The organism is Paenibacillus sp. P2(2022), from assembly GCF_029522175.1.
GTDB lineage: Bacteria > Bacillota > Bacilli > Paenibacillales > Paenibacillaceae > Paenibacillus > Paenibacillus polymyxa.
In genome coordinates this window covers 352,450-370,449 of record NZ_JAKWFI010000001.1, presented here as the reverse complement: position 1 = coordinate 370,449, position 18,000 = coordinate 352,450, and the positions used below count along the sequence as shown (strand labels likewise).

Annotated in this window: 20 protein-coding genes and 1 pseudogene; 4 read left to right on the top strand and 17 right to left on the bottom strand. The window is 37.9% G+C overall.

Features of this window, described 5'->3' with window-relative positions; genetic code table 11:
* Nucleotides 1-159: 159 nt before the first annotated feature.
* On the bottom strand, nucleotides 160-282 hold the full coding sequence (locus MMB75_RS26175) for a hypothetical protein (RefSeq protein WP_260846320.1): 123 nt from the start codon (nucleotides 280-282) through the stop codon (nucleotides 160-162).
* A 503-nt stretch (nucleotides 283-785) separates the two neighbouring features.
* On the opposite strand from MMB75_RS26175, the gene MMB75_RS01595 reads away from it, so the two are divergent.
* Nucleotides 786-1,193, top strand: a complete 408-nt coding sequence (locus tag MMB75_RS01595) for a hypothetical protein (protein ID WP_045244349.1) — start codon at nucleotides 786-788, stop codon at nucleotides 1,191-1,193.
* Nucleotides 1,194-1,287: 94 nt separating this feature from the next.
* Here the strand turns inward: MMB75_RS01595 and MMB75_RS01590 are convergent, their stop codons facing one another.
* Complete coding sequence (locus tag MMB75_RS01590; protein WP_045244348.1) at nucleotides 1,288-1,857, bottom strand: TetR/AcrR family transcriptional regulator; 570 nt, start codon at nucleotides 1,855-1,857, stop codon at nucleotides 1,288-1,290.
* Nucleotides 1,858-2,097: 240 nt separating this feature from the next.
* Here MMB75_RS01590 and MMB75_RS01585 point away from each other — a divergent pair, with 240 nt between their 5' ends.
* Entirely contained in the window at nucleotides 2,098-2,847 is a 750-nt protein-coding gene (locus tag MMB75_RS01585) for an SDR family oxidoreductase (RefSeq protein ID WP_019688139.1), read from the top strand.
* Nucleotides 2,848-3,267: 420 nt separating this feature from the next.
* Here MMB75_RS01585 and MMB75_RS01580 read toward each other — a convergent pair whose 3' ends face one another.
* The 10 genes from MMB75_RS01580 to MMB75_RS01535 form a co-directional block, all read right to left on the bottom strand.
* Nucleotides 3,268-4,989, bottom strand: a complete 1,722-nt coding sequence (locus MMB75_RS01580; RefSeq protein WP_277506812.1) for a helix-turn-helix domain-containing protein — start codon at nucleotides 4,987-4,989, stop codon at nucleotides 3,268-3,270.
* 109 nt (nucleotides 4,990-5,098) lie between these two features.
* Nucleotides 5,099-5,875 (bottom strand): (2Fe-2S)-binding protein, encoded by a 777-nt coding sequence (locus MMB75_RS01575; protein WP_277506811.1) that lies wholly within the window; start codon nucleotides 5,873-5,875, stop codon nucleotides 5,099-5,101.
* Between the two features lies 1 nt (nucleotide 5,876).
* A complete protein-coding gene (locus tag MMB75_RS01570; RefSeq protein WP_277506808.1) occupies nucleotides 5,877-6,917 on the bottom strand; it encodes an ABC transporter substrate-binding protein in 1,041 nt (346 codons plus the stop codon).
* A gap of 231 nt (nucleotides 6,918-7,148) precedes the next feature.
* Nucleotides 7,149-7,412 (bottom strand): hypothetical protein, encoded by a 264-nt coding sequence (locus tag MMB75_RS01565; RefSeq protein ID WP_277506807.1) that lies wholly within the window; start codon nucleotides 7,410-7,412, stop codon nucleotides 7,149-7,151.
* A gap of 177 nt (nucleotides 7,413-7,589) precedes the next feature.
* Complete coding sequence (locus MMB75_RS01560) at nucleotides 7,590-7,934, bottom strand: hypothetical protein (RefSeq protein WP_164964536.1); 345 nt, start codon at nucleotides 7,932-7,934, stop codon at nucleotides 7,590-7,592.
* Between the two features lie 247 nt (nucleotides 7,935-8,181).
* A complete protein-coding gene (locus MMB75_RS01555; protein ID WP_164964537.1) occupies nucleotides 8,182-8,550 on the bottom strand; it encodes a hypothetical protein in 369 nt (122 codons plus the stop codon).
* A 203-nt stretch (nucleotides 8,551-8,753) separates the two neighbouring features.
* Nucleotides 8,754-9,500, bottom strand: coding sequence for a hypothetical protein (locus MMB75_RS01550; protein WP_164964538.1), 747 nt, complete (start codon nucleotides 9,498-9,500; stop codon nucleotides 8,754-8,756).
* Nucleotides 9,501-9,743: 243 nt separating this feature from the next.
* Nucleotides 9,744-10,160, bottom strand: a complete 417-nt coding sequence (locus MMB75_RS01545; protein ID WP_277506804.1) for a DUF2569 family protein — start codon at nucleotides 10,158-10,160, stop codon at nucleotides 9,744-9,746.
* A gap of 166 nt (nucleotides 10,161-10,326) precedes the next feature.
* Complete coding sequence (locus tag MMB75_RS01540; protein ID WP_277506802.1) at nucleotides 10,327-11,529, bottom strand: protein kinase family protein; 1,203 nt, start codon at nucleotides 11,527-11,529, stop codon at nucleotides 10,327-10,329.
* A gap of 211 nt (nucleotides 11,530-11,740) precedes the next feature.
* A complete protein-coding gene (locus MMB75_RS01535) occupies nucleotides 11,741-11,944 on the bottom strand; it encodes a helix-turn-helix domain-containing protein (protein ID WP_045244330.1) in 204 nt (67 codons plus the stop codon).
* A gap of 172 nt (nucleotides 11,945-12,116) precedes the next feature.
* Here MMB75_RS01535 and MMB75_RS01530 point away from each other — a divergent pair.
* Nucleotides 12,117-12,403: pseudogene (locus tag MMB75_RS01530) on the top strand (hypothetical protein).
* A gap of 321 nt (nucleotides 12,404-12,724) precedes the next feature.
* Here MMB75_RS01530 and MMB75_RS01525 read toward each other — a convergent pair.
* The 4 genes from MMB75_RS01525 to MMB75_RS01510 form a co-directional block, all read right to left on the bottom strand.
* The gene (locus MMB75_RS01525; RefSeq protein WP_277506800.1) at nucleotides 12,725-13,714 is read right to left on the bottom strand and encodes a DUF4365 domain-containing protein; all 990 of its coding nucleotides are present in this window, start codon (nucleotides 13,712-13,714) and stop codon (nucleotides 12,725-12,727) included.
* Between the two features lie 533 nt (nucleotides 13,715-14,247).
* Entirely contained in the window at nucleotides 14,248-14,514 is a 267-nt protein-coding gene (locus tag MMB75_RS01520) for a hypothetical protein (RefSeq protein WP_277506798.1), read from the bottom strand.
* Between the two features lie 507 nt (nucleotides 14,515-15,021).
* Nucleotides 15,022-15,834 carry a class I SAM-dependent methyltransferase gene (locus tag MMB75_RS01515; protein ID WP_277506796.1) on the bottom strand — a complete coding sequence of 271 codons (813 nt, stop codon included), beginning with the start codon at nucleotides 15,832-15,834 and terminating at the stop codon, nucleotides 15,022-15,024.
* Between the two features lie 173 nt (nucleotides 15,835-16,007).
* Complete coding sequence (locus MMB75_RS01510) at nucleotides 16,008-16,232, bottom strand: helix-turn-helix domain-containing protein (RefSeq protein ID WP_010345209.1); 225 nt, start codon at nucleotides 16,230-16,232, stop codon at nucleotides 16,008-16,010.
* Between the two features lie 153 nt (nucleotides 16,233-16,385).
* Here MMB75_RS01510 and MMB75_RS01505 point away from each other — a divergent pair, with 153 nt between their 5' ends.
* Entirely contained in the window at nucleotides 16,386-16,673 is a 288-nt protein-coding gene (locus tag MMB75_RS01505) for a DUF6809 family protein (protein WP_094154364.1), read from the top strand.
* Between the two features lie 624 nt (nucleotides 16,674-17,297).
* On the opposite strand, the gene MMB75_RS01500 is transcribed toward MMB75_RS01505, so the two are convergent.
* A complete protein-coding gene (locus MMB75_RS01500; protein ID WP_277506795.1) occupies nucleotides 17,298-17,669 on the bottom strand; it encodes a hypothetical protein in 372 nt (123 codons plus the stop codon).
* Nucleotides 17,670-18,000 lie beyond the last annotated feature (331 nt).

Genomic DNA, 18,000 nt, shown 5'->3' with positions numbered 1-18,000 from the left:
CTTTCATGCTTTTCATTAAATATCTTCTTGGTAACACTTAGCACTGATGTCTCATAACGTTGTACATTACTTAAGTTTATAAAGTCTTTTCAAAAATGTATAAGTCACCTTCTTCTCTAACTTTGGTAAACCCACACTTTGAATAAAAATGATGATTCTTCACACTATGGGCCCAACGGTTCCGTTAATATTAAAATGCTTTGATTCATCCTCAAAACTGGCCTTTTGTATTTCAACAAGTTTTTGTGCATCATTTTTTCTAGCTTTTTCTAATGTCAGCACCCAACATACCTCCATTATTTTTTGTTTTTTATTTTTTTCTTGCACAGGTTTCGTCTAACCTTCCCATATTCATGGCCCCCAAAGGGGTTGTCTGCTGAAACCCTCCTCGAACTCTCCCAGCAGGTCAAAGCTCTGTGAGAATTCTTAAGCTTGAATATTATGTTATCAGAAGTTACCGAACTTCTTCATTATGTATTCAAAATCAATCTGCAATTTTTTGACTCCAAACTGAAATCAGTGCTTAACGTAAAGGATAAGGATGAAAATGGAATAACTTCGTCAAACACTAACTTTTAAGTCGAGCTTTTTTATTTTAAAACTTTTACATATTGGAATTATCTCAAGAATATAATCCTATCGATTAGAACAATCAAAAGAGTGTAATTATCGCATATATGATTAGATATAGAAATTTTTCCTTTGAAACAGTAGCCTTTCGGTAGCAAAAAATTTAGTCCATGGTCGATTTTTTGGCAGGAAATAAGTCATAAGGAGATGTAGAAATGGCTGTGATGCTTGAAGTAACATTAATCGGAATTTCTTATGGGCACAACTTGGATGGAGGGCCATTAGAAATATCCGGTGATCTTTATGTGAAAACAATAAATCAAAACCAGACGGAAAAAGAATCTTTTGTTATGTTTTCTACAAATACACCTGTGACAATAGGCGTTGGAGAGATGTATAGAATTGGTACAGCGGTGAGAATTGCTATTTCTCATGATCAACCCACAATATTTGCTAGGTATATAAGACTTGGTGGTTTCTTAAGCATCGGAAGTCCTAAGTATATAGATATAGACTATGTTTATTCTGCAGCTACTCAATATTATAGGGTTATTTTCCCTAATCAAGTTGTTAGTAAATCTGCTGTAGCTCAATATTCGATTAGATGGTTACATTATATTTGATACTATTTTCCTAATATTAGTATAAAATGAAAACCTTATTTTTTATTATCTTCATTATAGGTGTCAGTCTCAAACAAGCCTCTACATTAGAGGCTCATCTGGACGATGTTCGTTCGTGTCCCTCGACACCACAGTTCAGCAAATCCCAAAATTGTTCAACCATGACCGCTGCCGGATATGGCATTGAACGGGTAATCCACCATTCCAATACCCCCACTGCTGCTGAAATTAAAAATTGCACCGTAATGTCCCTGTTCATTTCCTGATCGAGGTTGATCGAATCCAGATGCGCGCTCAGACTTTGCCGAAACATTGTCTCCATTTGGTTCCGAAAAACCGTACTTCCCTTGTTCGTCAGCATTCTTGAATAGAATGAAGCATGCTGCTCCAAATATTCAAACGTGCGCAGTAGTGCGGTTTTGGAAGGGACATGAAAGAAATTATCTTCAGACATACAATTGCGTAGTAACTCGTTAATTTGAGCTTCCATACATTGATCGCGCAGATCGTACTTGTCAGTGAAATGCAAATAAACCGTTCCACGATTGACATTCGCTTCCTCCGCAATTTGATTGATCGTAATTCTCTCGAATTCCTTTTCTGACATCAGCCTCATAAAAGCATCAATAATGGCTTGCCTCGATTTTTGAATACGCTTGTCCATATCCTTCTCCCCTTTTTACCATCCGAAAAAATGAACATTTCGAAGTCCTCTGTTGAAAAATCAACACCCACGCTTGTTTTAACCATTGAACCCCATGTATCGCTCTGATACATTCACTTTATAAAATTTATGTTGATGATTCAACATATGTTCAATTTTAAAGAAGCCATAATCATGAAAGCTATTGATTTACAATCTTTAGAATGATTTAAATCACATTGAATTAGGAGGGTTTAAAAATTGAAACTTACAGGAAACACGATTTTTATTACAGGCGGTGGTTCAGGGATTGGACGTGCGTTAGCAATAGCTCTCCACAATCTTGGAAACAAAGTTATTATCTCCGGTCGACGTAAAGAGCGTCTGGAGGAGACGATCAAAGCGAATCCTGGCATGTCCGCAGTGGAATTGAATGTACAAGATCCTGCCAGCATAGAGGCGGCCGCCAAGCAGTTAATCGAAGAATACCCGGATTTGAACGTCTTAATTAACAACGCCGGCATCATACAGTCTGATAACGCGGCGGGCGTGATCGATGAGGATGTTTTGATTTCGACTGTCACTACAAACTTGCTAGGTCCCATTCGGTTGACTTCTGCATTCATTGAGCATTTGAAGTCCAAAGAAGAAGCGGTTGTCATCAACACGACTTCAATACTTGGATTTGTACCATTAGCGACAACTGCTGTATATTCCGCGACGAAGGCAGCACTTCACACCTATACGCTGTCCCAAAGGTACATGCTTAAAGACACATCGGTAAAAGTAATAGAAATTGTACCCCCATGGGTTCAAAGCAACAACGATGAACCACGGGCGATGCCGCTTGCTTCATTCATTGATGCAACAATAAAGATACTCGGCACGGATACAGACGAAATTTTGGTGGATGAAGCGAAAATGTTTCGAAATAACCCTGGCCCGAACGAAGGTGTTTTTGTGACCCAGCTTAACGATACGATGAATTCTGAACCTCCAAAGATTCATTGATCCACCTGTGATTCAATTTGCAAAAATTTAAGCGAACATGAAGTAGGCACTCAGCTCTATCTACTTCATGTTCATTTTATTGCAACTTGCTTGTGAAGTAAGAAAAAGCGCCAAGCAGTCACACCTATGTCTACCACTTAAATAATTTCGTTGATTTCACATAGCATTTAGGTATTCCTGAAGTTAAAACAGCCCTTTGTTAGGTAATATCGGAGTGCGTATGTGTCCGCCTGTCCCTCCCTGGCAATCCTCTTTGCCGGACCGAGGAACCGCCAGGCTCCGATGCGTGGATATGATGTTATCTGATGGATTGGCCATAAAAAAACAGTTCAACTTTCCCTCCATGACATAAGGCAAAGATGAACTGTCTTTAGTTCCTGTTAAAATCTCTATGCGCACAAGTAGCAACTTCTTCTCCCATCAAGCCAACAAAGCCTGAGCGATCTGATCCACAATGCCATTGATACCTGTGGGTCCATAACAGCCGATCCATGTCGCGGCATCGACCGAGTGTATGTGCTGGCGCTCAACGGTATCAAGCATTCCCCAGACACGTTGCTCTGTCGCGGATATTTCCTCCTGCATGAGTTCATGGCTAAGCAAGAAGTAATGGCTAGCATGTACAGCCGGTAGTCTATCAATTGAGATGTGATAGGCCGTGTCGGAGGTATCTGCCACAAATAATGGAACAGGCAGACCTAGATCATGGTACAGCACAGCCCCTGTACGATGAGAGGCAGAATGCACGCGAACCAGAGAATCCAGCGGACGGATCAGTGCCACGCTCTTGCCTGCCAGAACGGGAGCAAGTTCTTCGGACAGCAATGTGGTTCGTCGGTGATAATCCGCTATAATACGCTTTGCCTCTTCTCGTTTACCTGTCAGTTCACTGAACAGAGTCAGAATAATCTGCCAGTTTTCATTGCGCTTAAACATGAGAACTGGAGCGATCCGGCTTAACTGTTCATAGTGCGGCTCATGTACCTCGGTGCAAATAATTAGATCCGGAGACAGTCGTTCCACTGCAAGCAGGTCGGGGTACTCATATGTTCCGAGTAATTCAGTATTCTGAAGTCCTGCCCTGATCATTTGAGGGAAATGTAACACTGCACTTCCTAGTCCTACACTACCTGCTGGAGAGAGCCCCAGCGCAAGCAAATGATCGGCATATTGCACATCGAGTACAGCGATACGCTTCGGAGGTCCGATAACATGGTATTCCCCTCGCATATGGCATATCACCGAGCCTTGGGCCGACTCATATGAAGAAGCTGTGCGGTTCCGCTGCAAGGAATGAGCGTAGTCTGTATCTGTTTTTGAAGGGGCATCAAGCCTATAACGTAGCGGAGGGACGCCATAATATTTCTTAAACGCCCTGCTGAAATAATACATGTCGCGATAGCCCATTCTGTCAGCAATTTCTCCGATGGGAGCATCCGTGTGACGCAGCATCCGCGATGCACTCTCCATGCGCAACTGAATGACATACTCAATCAGTCCGAACTGCTTCTCTTGTTTGAATCGTCGCTGCAGCTGTCTTAAGCTGCATCCAGCAAGGGCTGCCAGCTCTTTAAGCTTCAGATTCTGGCGATAATGCGACGCTATATATGAAGCGACAACATCCACCATGTCAGACGCTTCTCCTCCATGACCACGTTCGTAATCCATGATCAGTTCGTAGATCATACCCTGAAGCAACGCATTGGCATGAAAACGTTCCATCCCTTCGCCACGACGCCATTTGGCAACGATTTTTTCTGCATTCTCAATCCATTCTGCTTGGGTTACCGAATTTTGCACAAATGAAGTGCGCAACGGGTGTTTGCGATATGAGGGCAAAACAAGAGAGGCTCCCTCCATGGAAGAAGCCTTGTACATGATCACGATATAATAAATGTCGTCTGATCTAGCCGTCAGCGTTAAGGATGTCCCCTTAACAACATGACCAACAAAAGAAGCTCCAATGTGGCAAACCTCACCATTCATTGCAAGCTCCCCTTCCCCTCCGTATGCCAGCAACAACACATTAGAAGTTAATTCCGTTTCGCGAAGAACACTGCCTGTCTGCAAAGTACCGCTATACTCGTCAAGCATCTTGATCGTTGTATCACTCCATAGACTTGTCTGTTCTTGTAGCGGCATTTCTCTCATCTCCTGACAATAGCATCCTTTGCTAGAGTGACTCGCATGACTGGGCTTAACCAATTAACTACAACCAGGCCTGTTAGCAAAAGTAAAATTGTTGCTGTTGTCATTTTAATTGAGATTTATTCTCATTGTCAATTTTCGGACATTTTCTGCAATATTCCCCTGACATCTGGTAATAAAAACAACAGGTGGTACGCTTGCTTTTCATGGCTGGAATGCTGTCCTTATTTTTTGTGAACCGAGTGAACGGATTTCTTTTTACACCGAACAAATGCCCGGGCGCTCCTTGCGTCAGATATGAAAAATCTGCCTGGATGTGCTGACTTTCTTGCTCAGCATTGTCTACTTCAGGAGTATATAATGGGACAATGCGTATCATGATATTCTCCCAAAGGATACTCATCGAAAGAGGAGCAATCGCAGCAAGCGTCTTTAACAGCGGTGCAAGGTGTAACGCAAACATCTCCTTTACCACCTTTTCCCGCCATACTTCCCTGTCTCCCGTTAGTGCTTCTGCCCGAAGCCCGTTTATAGCCAGAAAAGGAAAACGCGTCTCCCCCTCATTAGCTGTGAGCGTCGGATGATAGAGAAAGCTGTTGTCTAGCCGAAAAGAAACATACTGATGATGAACGCTCATCGCGGTCAGTAACGGAGCAATCCACAGGTAGCCGATTCGCTTAGCTAACATCGAAGCGGCTACCCTCATGTCAGGCGCACCAATATACTCTTGAAGCCAGCTTAAATACTCTCGGCATGCAGCTTCTTCATGTAGTTGACTCAAAGCAATAATACGGACATTATCTTCAGACGGCTCACCAAGCCGAATCGAGTGTTCATCCGCCGTTTGCTGCCATAAGTCAGTCGATAGATAATGGTCCATTTTAATTCGATCCCAACAGTGCTTCCGATGCCTGATCTACAATAATATTAATTGCAAGTGGGCCATAATAAGCGATCCAAAGTGTAGAATTAACATCATATGCACGGTTATTTTTGACTGCATCAAGGGATTTCCATACTGAGCTGCTATCCAAAGCCTCTGCCTCTGCCGCAAACAACTCATCAGACAGAAAAAAATAATGATCTGCTCCAATCTCAGGAACTTTCTCCATCGAGATTTCAACGGAGGTATCATCTTTGATCTTCTGGACTAATGCAGGCATTTTTAAGCCCAAATCCTCATACAGAATCCCGCCTGTACGATGCTCAAGACCATGAACACGAATGCCTTCTTTTCTCGGTCGAATAAGTGCTACCGTTTCCTCTCCCAACTTCTCCGACAGCTTCTCCTTCAGTCCTGCAATTTTGTCCTCATAAGCCTTACGCACAGTTTCTGCCTCTGCCTGCTTACCTGTGATCGCAGCCACCGTAGCTAACGTATCTCGCCAATCCTCGTAGAAGTCAAGTACGATTGTGGGTGCTATTTTGCTTACACGCTCATACTCTTTCTCTTGAAAATCAGTCATTAAAATAAGATCCGGGTCCAATGCTACAATCGCTTCCAGATTGGGCTTGTCCCGTGTACCTAAAACCAGTACGTCACCCGGCTTATCGCCTAAATATTCTGGAAATGTGGTATTGCCTTCAGCGATAACACTGCCTGCCGGTTGCTCGCCAATGGCTAGCAATTGATCCAGAAATTTGACATCAAGCACAGCAATTTTTTTGGGCTTCTCGTTAAGCGTATACTCACCCTTCTTATGCAAGATCGTAACCGGGAAGGCTCCGGCAGTCTGAGGCGCTTCATTCGAAGGCGTGTCCGTTGGAGTTGTAGCAGACTCATTGCCGCCATTTGTACCTGCTCCGGCACCGCAAGCCGTCAGTACAAGAACAAGGGCCAGCATCCAGCCCATTAAAAATCGTGATTTATGGTCAGCGTGTGCCATGCTTCTGGCAGCTTGCCTCTTTGTTCCTTTATTCATGGTGAATCCTCCTTATGTATGATAATGATTTTCATTATCGAAATATAAGGCGAGTATAATATATCTCCACATCGCGTTACCATATACTTTTGCGACATTTCAGCCGGACTAATGCGACATGTAAACCGCTATATCTTCATTTACAATTCTATCAGTTCTTTTACTAATTACTGCATAATCATCGTCTAATGTATCAAGCCAATAAAACCAAGAATCTCCCCTTTTTTCTTTTCATTGATTTCTACCTCTTGCGTCAATGTACATTCCATATCCATTTATGAGCTTGGGTCTACAGACAATTAGCTCACAATCAAATGAATCATAATAATATTTATATAATGACCCGCCATTTTTGAGTTTATAACTTTGTTCTGGATGATAGAAGTGATCAGAGATTGTGAGTGAAAATTCAATTATTCCAAGTGGAGTATGTATTTGTGGCTGTAAGAGATTGTTTTCTTTAATTAAGACTTGTTCTCCATGAAATAGCTTCATTATTTCCCTCCTCATAGTCTTTCTGATAACGTTCCTGTATGCATGAAACCCAAAGGGGTTGTCTGCTGAAATGCTTCTCCGAATTCCTTCCCGCAGACCCAGGCTCCAACGGAGACGCAGCTTGAATATTATGTTATATGATGTGGATGTCTTCTTTGAATTTCTTACAGTCTATTTTTAGTATTCTCCATTGTATTCAGTAAAACTGGTTTGTTTAAAGAGTCTAATATGATATGGGGTATAAACATACTTTGAATTCGGACTTAAGACTTCAATAAAACTAATTGCTGCATCTATATAGTCATCTGATGAGAAAACATCTTCATCTAGGAATCCACTTAAGAGTGCTGCATCTCCTTTATATTTCAAACAAAGATAGCCATACCCAGGGTCAACTATAACCAAATTTATTATGTCATCTTCTTCTTGTTCTTTGGAGCTATCGAAAAATCTAACTATTATGTCCTTATCTTTGTAATAAATCTCGGTGTCACAGGAGAATTTCTTATGGCTAAACTTCATTGTGCTATCTCTCCCTCTTTTGGATTTTATATCTGTTTTAAAACTAATTCTTGCTTCCCTTTCACATAACGTTCTTGTATCTAGGAATCCGAGAGGCTTAAGGCGCAAAGTGCCGGGGCCAACGGACTTAGGCCTCGCAGGGGTGTGAGTTGATCCCAGCTTCTCTACTTTCCACTTCTAGCGAACCAATGGCAACGCCCGCAGCGTAGATGCGATGTTATATGAGGTCAGTTCTTCTTCAAGTCAACTAATAATTATGCTTCCTTGCTAGTTCCCACTTCATAAATAAATTTATATCACTAATAGCATCTAATATTATTCCTTTATGTTCTATATTATTTTTTAATTCTTTCAAAATGATTGGTTTTACTAGTCTTTTAGCTAACTGTTTTTTAGTTCTTGCTATATGTGCTAACCCCAATACAGAATTCGCTCTTACAATTGGATTATCATGTTGCGCTGATATAAGACATATATCTTGAGCAAACTTCCAATTGTGATGATACATTCCAACTGAAAGTGGTAAATATATAAGTTCTTCTACTTCTTGACGAGTTAAAATATCTTTTATTTCCTGATCTGTGTATTCTTCGATATGCTTGTAAATTCGCTTCATAGTACTTGCTCCTAAATATAATCTTTTTATTCCTAGCTGATTTCACATAACGTTTCGTATATTCACGACGTCCGACGGAGTCGGATGTGTCCGGCTATTCCAACTCCCCTGCCAATTCTTCTGCCGGACCGAGGGCGAATGCCCGATGCTTGAATATGTTGTTATCCGATTCTGCTGGCTTCTTGAATGTTCTACCACATTCATTAATTCAGGTCGCCAAATATAGAATCAGTGAGAAATGCTAATTTAAGTTCAGCGTCCTCTATTTCGGCCTCAGTCATCCCATTTAATATTGCAAAGACTCTAGTCCCCTCATAAAAAGTCATCATTAACGTTTGACATTTAAATCCATCCACCTCACTGAATTGGTATATAAAAATATCAGGATTGCTCCCTTTTATTTCTGTTTTCCAATGTCTTTGTTCTGACTCTAAGAGAGCGGATGATCTTTTGTTAAATTCTGTTCCATTAGGATCATCCTCGTGATCAAATAATGTTGAGACAACAAAGCAGCTACCCTTAAAAACCTCATTATTTTCGTGGAAATATAAAGCTCGTGTAATAGCCTCGAATGAATGTCTTAACTTAATTGTATCAACAGTAATCCAAAGAACCGGAAATTCTTTGTTCTTCAGTTTTAATATTGCACTTTTATCAACCTTAATTATTTTAGGATTACGCATTCTACTACGGCTAACTTTCGTTGCTGTATGAACGTAAGCAACAAAATTATTACCAACTTTACCGCTTAAAGTGGCCATCAGATATTCATCTAAATTTGACTTATTTGTATTATGTTCATTACAAGAAGGGACAGTTATCAAATTATTTCTAAATGATTTTTTTAATACGTCTTTCACGTCCTTTTCTTCTGGAAAAAGGGATTTAGGTGGGACATGCTCCATTGAAGTAGCTTCCGTACCACACCAATAACATATTGCACTACTCATCTTTATCACTCCATTGCATTTTTATAAGTTTATGTATTTGTAGTGTTTTTTCAGCAGTTTCGGATAACGTTCTTGTATTCACGAACCCTCACTGGCTTAAGGAGCGAACGCGCCGGGTCCGACGGACTTAGCCAGTGCAGGGTTGTCCGGCTGCTTCCAATCCCCCAAAATGTCTCTGCCGGACCGAGGGCCGAATGGCCCGATGCGTAAATATTTTGTTATCTGATGCCAATGCCTTCTTGATTAACTTTCAAATGTTGCTTTGACTCGTTTTGAGTTTTTAAAATACAAAATCCATATTGATCCAAAAATAATTGTAGAGATTAAACTTGGGAGTTCATCTATTTTGTTAATTGTGAGAATGAAGTTTAAAAAACCAAATATTATAGTGATTATTTCAATTTGAATTATTATATTTGGTCCTTTCCTTTTCTTCTTCAATATAAGCACTAGAGAAACAATAATTAAGATTTCAGAAAATAAATATATTCCGACAGAAATAGTTCTAGCAAGATTCCAACCAATTGTTCCAACTAACATATAAATATAAAATTCGAAATAAAGACCTATTAAATTACTTATAAGTAGATAAAAAGAATAGATCACAAAGAAAAGCAGCCAGCCTTTAATTCCACTCATACTATTCTGAGATAATTGCATTAGTGGCTCCTTAATTTTTGTCTTTTATTTGCATTGAGCATTGGTTTCAGATAACGTTCCTGTGTTCACGACCCAGCGCATGCTGGGTGCCCGGCGAATGCCGGGCCAAGGACGAATGTCCGCAGCGTGAATATTATGTTATAGGATGTCAGCAGCTTCTTCGAAATCACTTCATTGATCGTATGGCAGGGTATACATCTTCTATTAATTTTCCTCTAATTTGTCCTATAGATGAGTATCTCTGATTTTTATCAGAGGATATTCCTTTTAAAATAAACTCCTTAACAACATCATTCTTTTCTTTATGAAAATTTGTTTGTTTACCCGTTAAAATAAAGTAAATAATTTTGATTAGAGCAAACGTTTCATGACGTACTTCATAGTTCTCAAATCCGACTACAGCAAGATCAGAATAATCGTTAATGGCTCCCTTTATCTCTGTTCCCTGCCGGGTAAGCTTACTATCAGGTCGTTTTACTAAGCCGAAATCTGATATCTTTATCATCGAGGAACTATCCTCGTAAATTTTCACAAGAATATTTTGGTAGCTAATATCCCTATGCAAGTATCCTTTTGAATGTATGTACTCAAAAGCATTCAACAATTGATTTATCAAAATCCTTCTCTTATGTAGAGTTAATTTATTATTGTTCTCATTCATATACTTTTCAAGCGTTTTATTTGCATACTCCATTGTGTACTCGTTTTTTTCTTTGTCATAGTAATAGGCCTTAATAATAAATGGAGAATCTAAGGCCTTTAAATCGTTATACTCATTTTGAAATCTTATTAATTCGTCTTCCCTTAAATCCTGCTTAGCTCTTTTAATTACAAAATCACAATCATAAGACGGATCTTTATATTTAAAGACTTTTGCATACGATCCTTCTCCTATCTGCTTTAAATCTATTGTAGCTGTTGCTTTTAATGTTTTTATTACTGTTGTATCAAGTAATATAAATACGGGTCTATCTTCGATTATCTTTACTCGCTTCAATTCATCTGGAATTGCACTACCTCCACTATCTGATAAAAACGTCTTACAAAAATCCATAATATCTTTATATTCTTGATCTATTTCGAAACTATAATTATCTTTAAGGGAAGCTTGAAGAACTCTTACATTATCAATTATTTCGATCAACGATCTACTTTCATGAGCATTATAATGCCCTCCTGATCCCGGTCTGTTTTTACTATTCATGAATGAAAACAAATCATTCAAGCTACTATGAAGTATCGAAAATATTTCTTTTAACTTCTCGTTAGATATGTTTTTATAAAACTCGTAAAATAGCACAATTTTTTCATTTTTATAAGATGAAAGTTGATTGATTTTCAAATTCAAGAACCCATCTATGTTCTGCATGTATTCACCTCATTAGGTATTTAACTTTTTCTGTACGCTGATTTCCTATAACGTTTCTTTATTCATGAACCCCAAAGGGGTTGTCTGCTGAAATACCTCCCCGAAATCCTTCTCGCAGACCAAGGCTCCAAAGGAGCCGCTGCTTGAATATTATGTTATACGATGGTATCACTTCTTCGATTAACCAACATTCATTCTTGATTCTAATCTGTCATTGTTCTGTTATATGTTCCAATAAATCTCCTGGCTGACAACCTAAAGCCGCACATAATTTATCAATCACTTCTAATGACACATATTCATTCGTATTGAGTTTCGCCATTGTAGCAGACGAAATACCTGTCATTTTCAATAAATCCTGCTTTTTAATCTCCCTGTCGATCAATAATTTTTGAAAAGGTTTATAACTAATCATCTGATATTCCTTTCACACATCAAGTGAATTTTTCTTTAATTATATGAAAGTATATTTTCTTTATCAAAAACATCTTCAACATATATTGACTTAATTATTTCACATGTTAAAATTATATTTAATAAATTAAACTTTTATTCATAAAATCAAATACATTGGATGGTGTTCAATTATGCATAATTCTCTAGAAATCTTACTCGATTCACTGATCCGTAATCGAATTGAATCTTTATATGGCGAGCTTATCAAAAACAACTCCAGCTACAACCAGTTCTCATCCGAACGGAATCTTTACTTCAAGCAGTTACATAAAGGAGTACCAGAGGATATACAAAAGACTCTATTCCTTTATGATGATGCAGACCTTTCTATCAAGCTATTTTAAAACGTGAAATCTACTTACAAGGTTTTAAGGACGCTCTTCACCTACATAACGAATTAAGTGTATCTTTCGACTGAGAGCCTGTTGGCTCTTTTTTTCATTTGATTCTGTCGTATAACGTTCCTGTATTCACGACCCAGCGTACGCTGGGTGTCCGGCGTATGCCGGATCAAGGACGAATGTCCGCCGCGTGAATATTATGTTATACGCTGCCTGCTTTCATCCCTTTAAATTTAGTAATTTAACTTTTCACCAGAATTATTTATATTATTTTCAATCAATATAGTTACCACTGTTCCTACCTATATTTCTCTCAATTAATACATATAAAATTAAATGAGAAGATGGGTGACAAATATGATGTTTTACACTTTATTTAATTGATATTTCAATTTTCATTAGCGATCCAATAATGAATTAACTATCTTTCGTAATTCTGAGTGATCTCCAAAAGGGTTATCTTCACAAACCATCTCGTACAGAAAAGCTGTCATGTTTCTATAGATTTCTTTTGATTCTTTAGTACAAGTTTCTAACTGTTTTATCAAATCTATGTTGTCCTTATTCTGCTCGAAATTTCGAATCAATTCCATTGATTGTAAGTTTAATTCAAACAAACTTGTATGAGTTGACGAAAAACCTTTCTCATACAGACTACCGTTCTTACAGTATGGCTTTGCACAAGGCAAGTAATCTAATTGTGAATATACCTTATACGCTCTTTCTATATTTTCTTTAATATTTTCTATAAGCGCTCCTGCAATTTCTAAATAATTGCTCCTTATTTTATTTGTTTGTTGCAGTAATGTGGTTAATAATTCAAAGGAAGTAGATAAGTCTAAAGAATAGCCATTTTTTATTCCTTTAAGAATGTCATCGGACGTTCTAGAAAGCTGACTAGCACGAATAATAATATATTTTTTAATATGTTTCACAAATTCTGTTGGTAGCTCATTTGAAGAAATATCTATAAGATCTTTGAAATAAATATAAAATGTAACTCTGTCTTGAGATTGAATCTCTTCGATTCTTTCACCTAACTGGGATAAAGGATTACACCAGTAACAATTCGAAGTATTATTATCTACGAGAAATAAAAAAGTAGTTTCATTTTGCATACTCCAAAAGTTCACAGTTGCAACTTCAATTTGTATTTTATATTTATCTGCCTCTCTTGCAATTTGTAACTCATGTGTCCCTTTACATTGAATATTAAAAAATAAATCCTGTGGGATAGTATTAAGTACTACCTGTGCTCTCATATCGATTCCTAAATCAATTGACTCATCGTGAAAATTCACTATACAAAATCTCTGAATAACACTTCTTAAAATGTCCGCAGCAACATTTCCTGTTTGTTTGTTTTTACCATACTTCGGTAATTTCATGTTTTATAATTCTCCTAGTCATTTATTTATTATTACTTCAATAAACTAATTCTCAAAATTTATACCTGTTACAAATTCACTAGAATGGGCCTATTTAAGGTTGCATATAACGTTCCCGTATCCACGACGTCCCACCGACTTAAGGCGACGAAGTCGCTGGGCGCGATGCGCTTAGTCGGTGCGGATGTGTCCGCTGAATCCACTTCACTGCCTACTGCTTCTTGCGGACCGAGGACCGTCAGGCCCGAAGCGTGGATATTATGTTATCTGATGTGCCTACTTCTTGGTTTACTTACAAAAGCTTAAAATATATCTAACAACACTGTTAACTAAATCTCTCGAAAATTTCGCTAAATTTTTTTCAGCATTAGAATCAAAGTGAGAGTCGCTGTTCCGATTACGATAATTAGATAAAGCATTTGTTGTCGTCGTAGTAATTAAATTTATTAATTGTTCTGGAACATTTTCATTATTGGATTTTAAACTTTGTAATATATATGTCTTAACTTCTTTTGCTAATGGATTTAGCTCATCTAATTTTTTTCACTTGGAATATTCAATCTAACGAAAGCTTTAAAAAATCCTTCAAGACATGTATAGCAAAGTGTAATCGCATAATTATAATTCGCTTCTGTTACAGCTTTATCAATTTTCTCAAGGTAATCTTGAAGTTTTTTAGAATTCCATATTTCTTCATTCACCGTAGGCGTAGGTACAGTTATATGTAAATCTGAACCAGTATCCATGAAATTCTCTAATTCTTTTACCTTAGGGTTGTTTGGATTAATCTCTTTGAACAATTCTACGATACATTCGTTCTAGTCACTTCATCGAAATCATTAAGAATATCTTTATAAAAATCTCTCCTTGTTGTACTCTTTCCCTTTCTTTGTCTATCTTTAATAAAATCGTTATAACTTAAGGGGTTATATGAAAACTCCCTGCAAACATTTAAAAATTGTGATCCGCTATAATAAGTTCCTGATTCCTTATCTTCTACTATTTCAAGTAATCTGTTATATGCATTAGTCCAATTAAAACACATAAGATTTCTCCTTTATATATTTGGGCATTTCAGATAACGTTCAGGCATTCACGAATCCTCACTGCCTTAAGCGACCAACGGGAGCGGCCGCGATGCGGTTAGGCAGTGCAGGGTTGTCCGCCTGTTAATCTTCCTTGAAAATCCTCGGGCGGACCAAGGGGTGCGACAGCGACCCGCAGCGTGAATGTTTTGTTATCGGATGTCAATACCTTCCTCGAACCTCTAAAAATCTTGGAGTCAGTTTCGCTTTTGTTTTTATATCTTATAGTTTTCTTGCCTTTATCACAAAAGTTACTGGAAGCATTTTTGCTCTCTTTGCCATATCGCTGTTATCATCCCGCAATTGCATAAACTCATAATCAGATTCCTCAATCATTAGCTCAATTACAAACCCAGCTTTTGCAAGCGCGTTTACATAAGTTGACAGCATACGGTCCGCTAACAATAACTCACCTTCATCAACTGCTACCGGATACCAACCTTCATTAAAGTAACTCTTATTAATTACAAACCTATCATTTTCTGTAGTAACCCATCTGTGTATAGGGTGAGACCAACTGAAAATAAATAGCCCGTCTTTTTGAAGGTAAGAAGATATTCGTCGAAAGGTACCCTCAAGATCGGTGGTCCAACCTATGGCATAAATTGAATAAACATAGTCAAAATAATCCGTCGGGATGCCGCATTCTTCTTCCATGGGAGAACATATCAATTTTGCTGCTATTCCACATGACTTCAAATGTTGCGCTGCCTTTTCAATTTGTCTTTTTGAAATATCCACAGCCCATAGTTCAGATGCGTTTCGTTCCCCTTGATATTGCAAGGATTGACCATTTCCGCAGCCGATCTCCAGCAGTTTTTTTCCTGAGATATCACCAAAGAGCTGGCACTTTTCTTCTGAGATAAATGCTCCATAATAAGGGAGCACGATTGCTTTTAAGAAGTCATTGCCTTTGGTATCCCAATATAGGCTGTTTGTTTTATGAACAACATTCTTTTTTAAGTCTTCCGAGCTGCCGACACCATTTTCCCCATCAACAATAATGCTTCTTCTATTTAATGAATTCTTGTCCATGAAGGCACCTTCTCTTAGTAGATATTTATATTTGAGCATTTCAGATTTGCATTAATTTCTGATAACGTTCTCGTATTCACGACTCGACGTATGTCGAGTGTTCGGCGAATGCCGGACCAAGGGCGTATGCCCGCAGCGTGAATATTATGTTATATGACGGAATCGCTTCTTCACTACTGGTTTTCTTCGGGTACATACTCAATTAAATCTGATAATTTGCAGTTAAATGTATCGCATAGCTTGAATAAAGTTTCCAGCTTTGTTGTTTCTATATTCGTTTCCCTATACAACTTGTTGATTGAATTCCGACTTAAGCCCGATTTCGCCATCAATTCTGTTATATCATCTATTCGATGTTCTGCCATGAGTTCTCGTATATTGCACTTGATTACGTTCATCTTTTCCCCTCCATAATTCTATCTTATCTCCCATACCAGCAATCATCAACGAAAAGCGAGATTTTAACTCTATAAAGTCAAATATTCACCTTGTAATTGACTTTATAAGGTTATATAATAACTCTATAGAGTTAATTAGAGGAGGAATAACATATGATTAATACATTAGAATCATTAACAGAACCACTTATAAGAATACGTTTAGAATTACTCTATACTGAGCTTCTGGAGTGTCATAAGGAGTACACTCAGCTTTCTTCGGAGACAGATCAATATTTTAAAACGCTTCGTGATGCTTTGCCCGATCAACTTCAACATACGGTTTTTCTTTACGAAGACGCCCAAATTTCTCTCCAATCCATCCTAGAAAGAAGTATCTACATACAAGGTTTCAAAGATGCTCTACAACTATTAAGTGAATTGCAAAATTCTAGTATTTAGAGGGTCATATGACCCTCTTTTTCTATTGTTCTTGATTCTGTCGTATAACTTTTCTGTGTTCATGAACCCCAAAGGGGTTGTCTGCTGAAACGCCTCTCCGAAATCCTTCCCGTAGACCAAGCTGCTTGAATATTATGTTATCGGACGGCCTTGTCTTCTTCGAATCTACTGTACACTGCTCTTTGTTCTCCCAATCATTCCTTCATCTTGATCGGTTTTTATGTGTTTTTGGAATCTCATTGTTCTTCGGTTTTTATGTCCTTTGACTTTCATTGGTCTTCGTTCTTCAATTTGTCCTTTGAACTTCAATGTCTTTTGATCTTTTAAATATTACTTGATCTTTATATTTCACTTTGATTTCTAAAAATCGTTTTCGTCCTTCAATGTTATTCGATCTCTTTTTTCATCTGTTTTTTGATCTTTCAATCCTTTTGTCTGATTTATTTAAGGTTTTTAACCCTATTGCAAGTCTGTTCCGATAACGTTTCTGTATTCATGAACCCCAAAGGGGTTGTCTGCTGAAATGCCTCTCCGAAATCCTTCTCACAGACCTAGGCTCCAACAGAGCCGCAGCTTGAATATTATGTTATGTGTAGTTATCACTCCATTGATTGACATTCTAATTTACGCCTTCCAACCCATCTCTTTATACAATCTTTTAATCTGTTTTATAAAACTATCATCTTCTCTTCCCTTATTTATAATCTCTTCATCTGTGGTTACAGCCCATCTAAAAATTTGTTCAATGCTCCCGTAGCTACGTTTAAATCCTTTGGCCAACTTCAGTATGTTTTCTTTAGTTGGTGCAAATGATAATACTACTCTTAACTCTTCATCTGTCCAAGGTCTCCCCTTATTTTCTGTACTATACGCTTGTTTTTTCTCATATTCAAAAATCAATAATTTCGTTTTGTGGATTACCTGGTCTGTTGTTAGTTCTTCAATTCCTTCATTAAGTAATTCAATTAATCTATCTTTATATTCTTTCTTTTTCATAGATTTCCCCTCCATGATCTTTTCAGTAATTACGCATAACGTTTTTTGGATTCACGACGTTCATTTTTCTTAGATAGCTCTTATCTAAGGAAAATGAACGTGTTGGTGAGTTACTTCTTCGCTATCTACTTCCAACCAAGGGCGAATGCCCGCAGCATGAATCTGTTGTTATCCGATGGAGTCGGCTTCTTTGTTTAAACTCTTAAAATCCATTACCATATACTTTACGTTAGTAACAATATTCTCAGTTATTACTACACATTCAATTTTAAATTCTTCTTTGATATTAGTAACTATTCTTTCAATTGAAGTATTTATTTTAATGAAAATA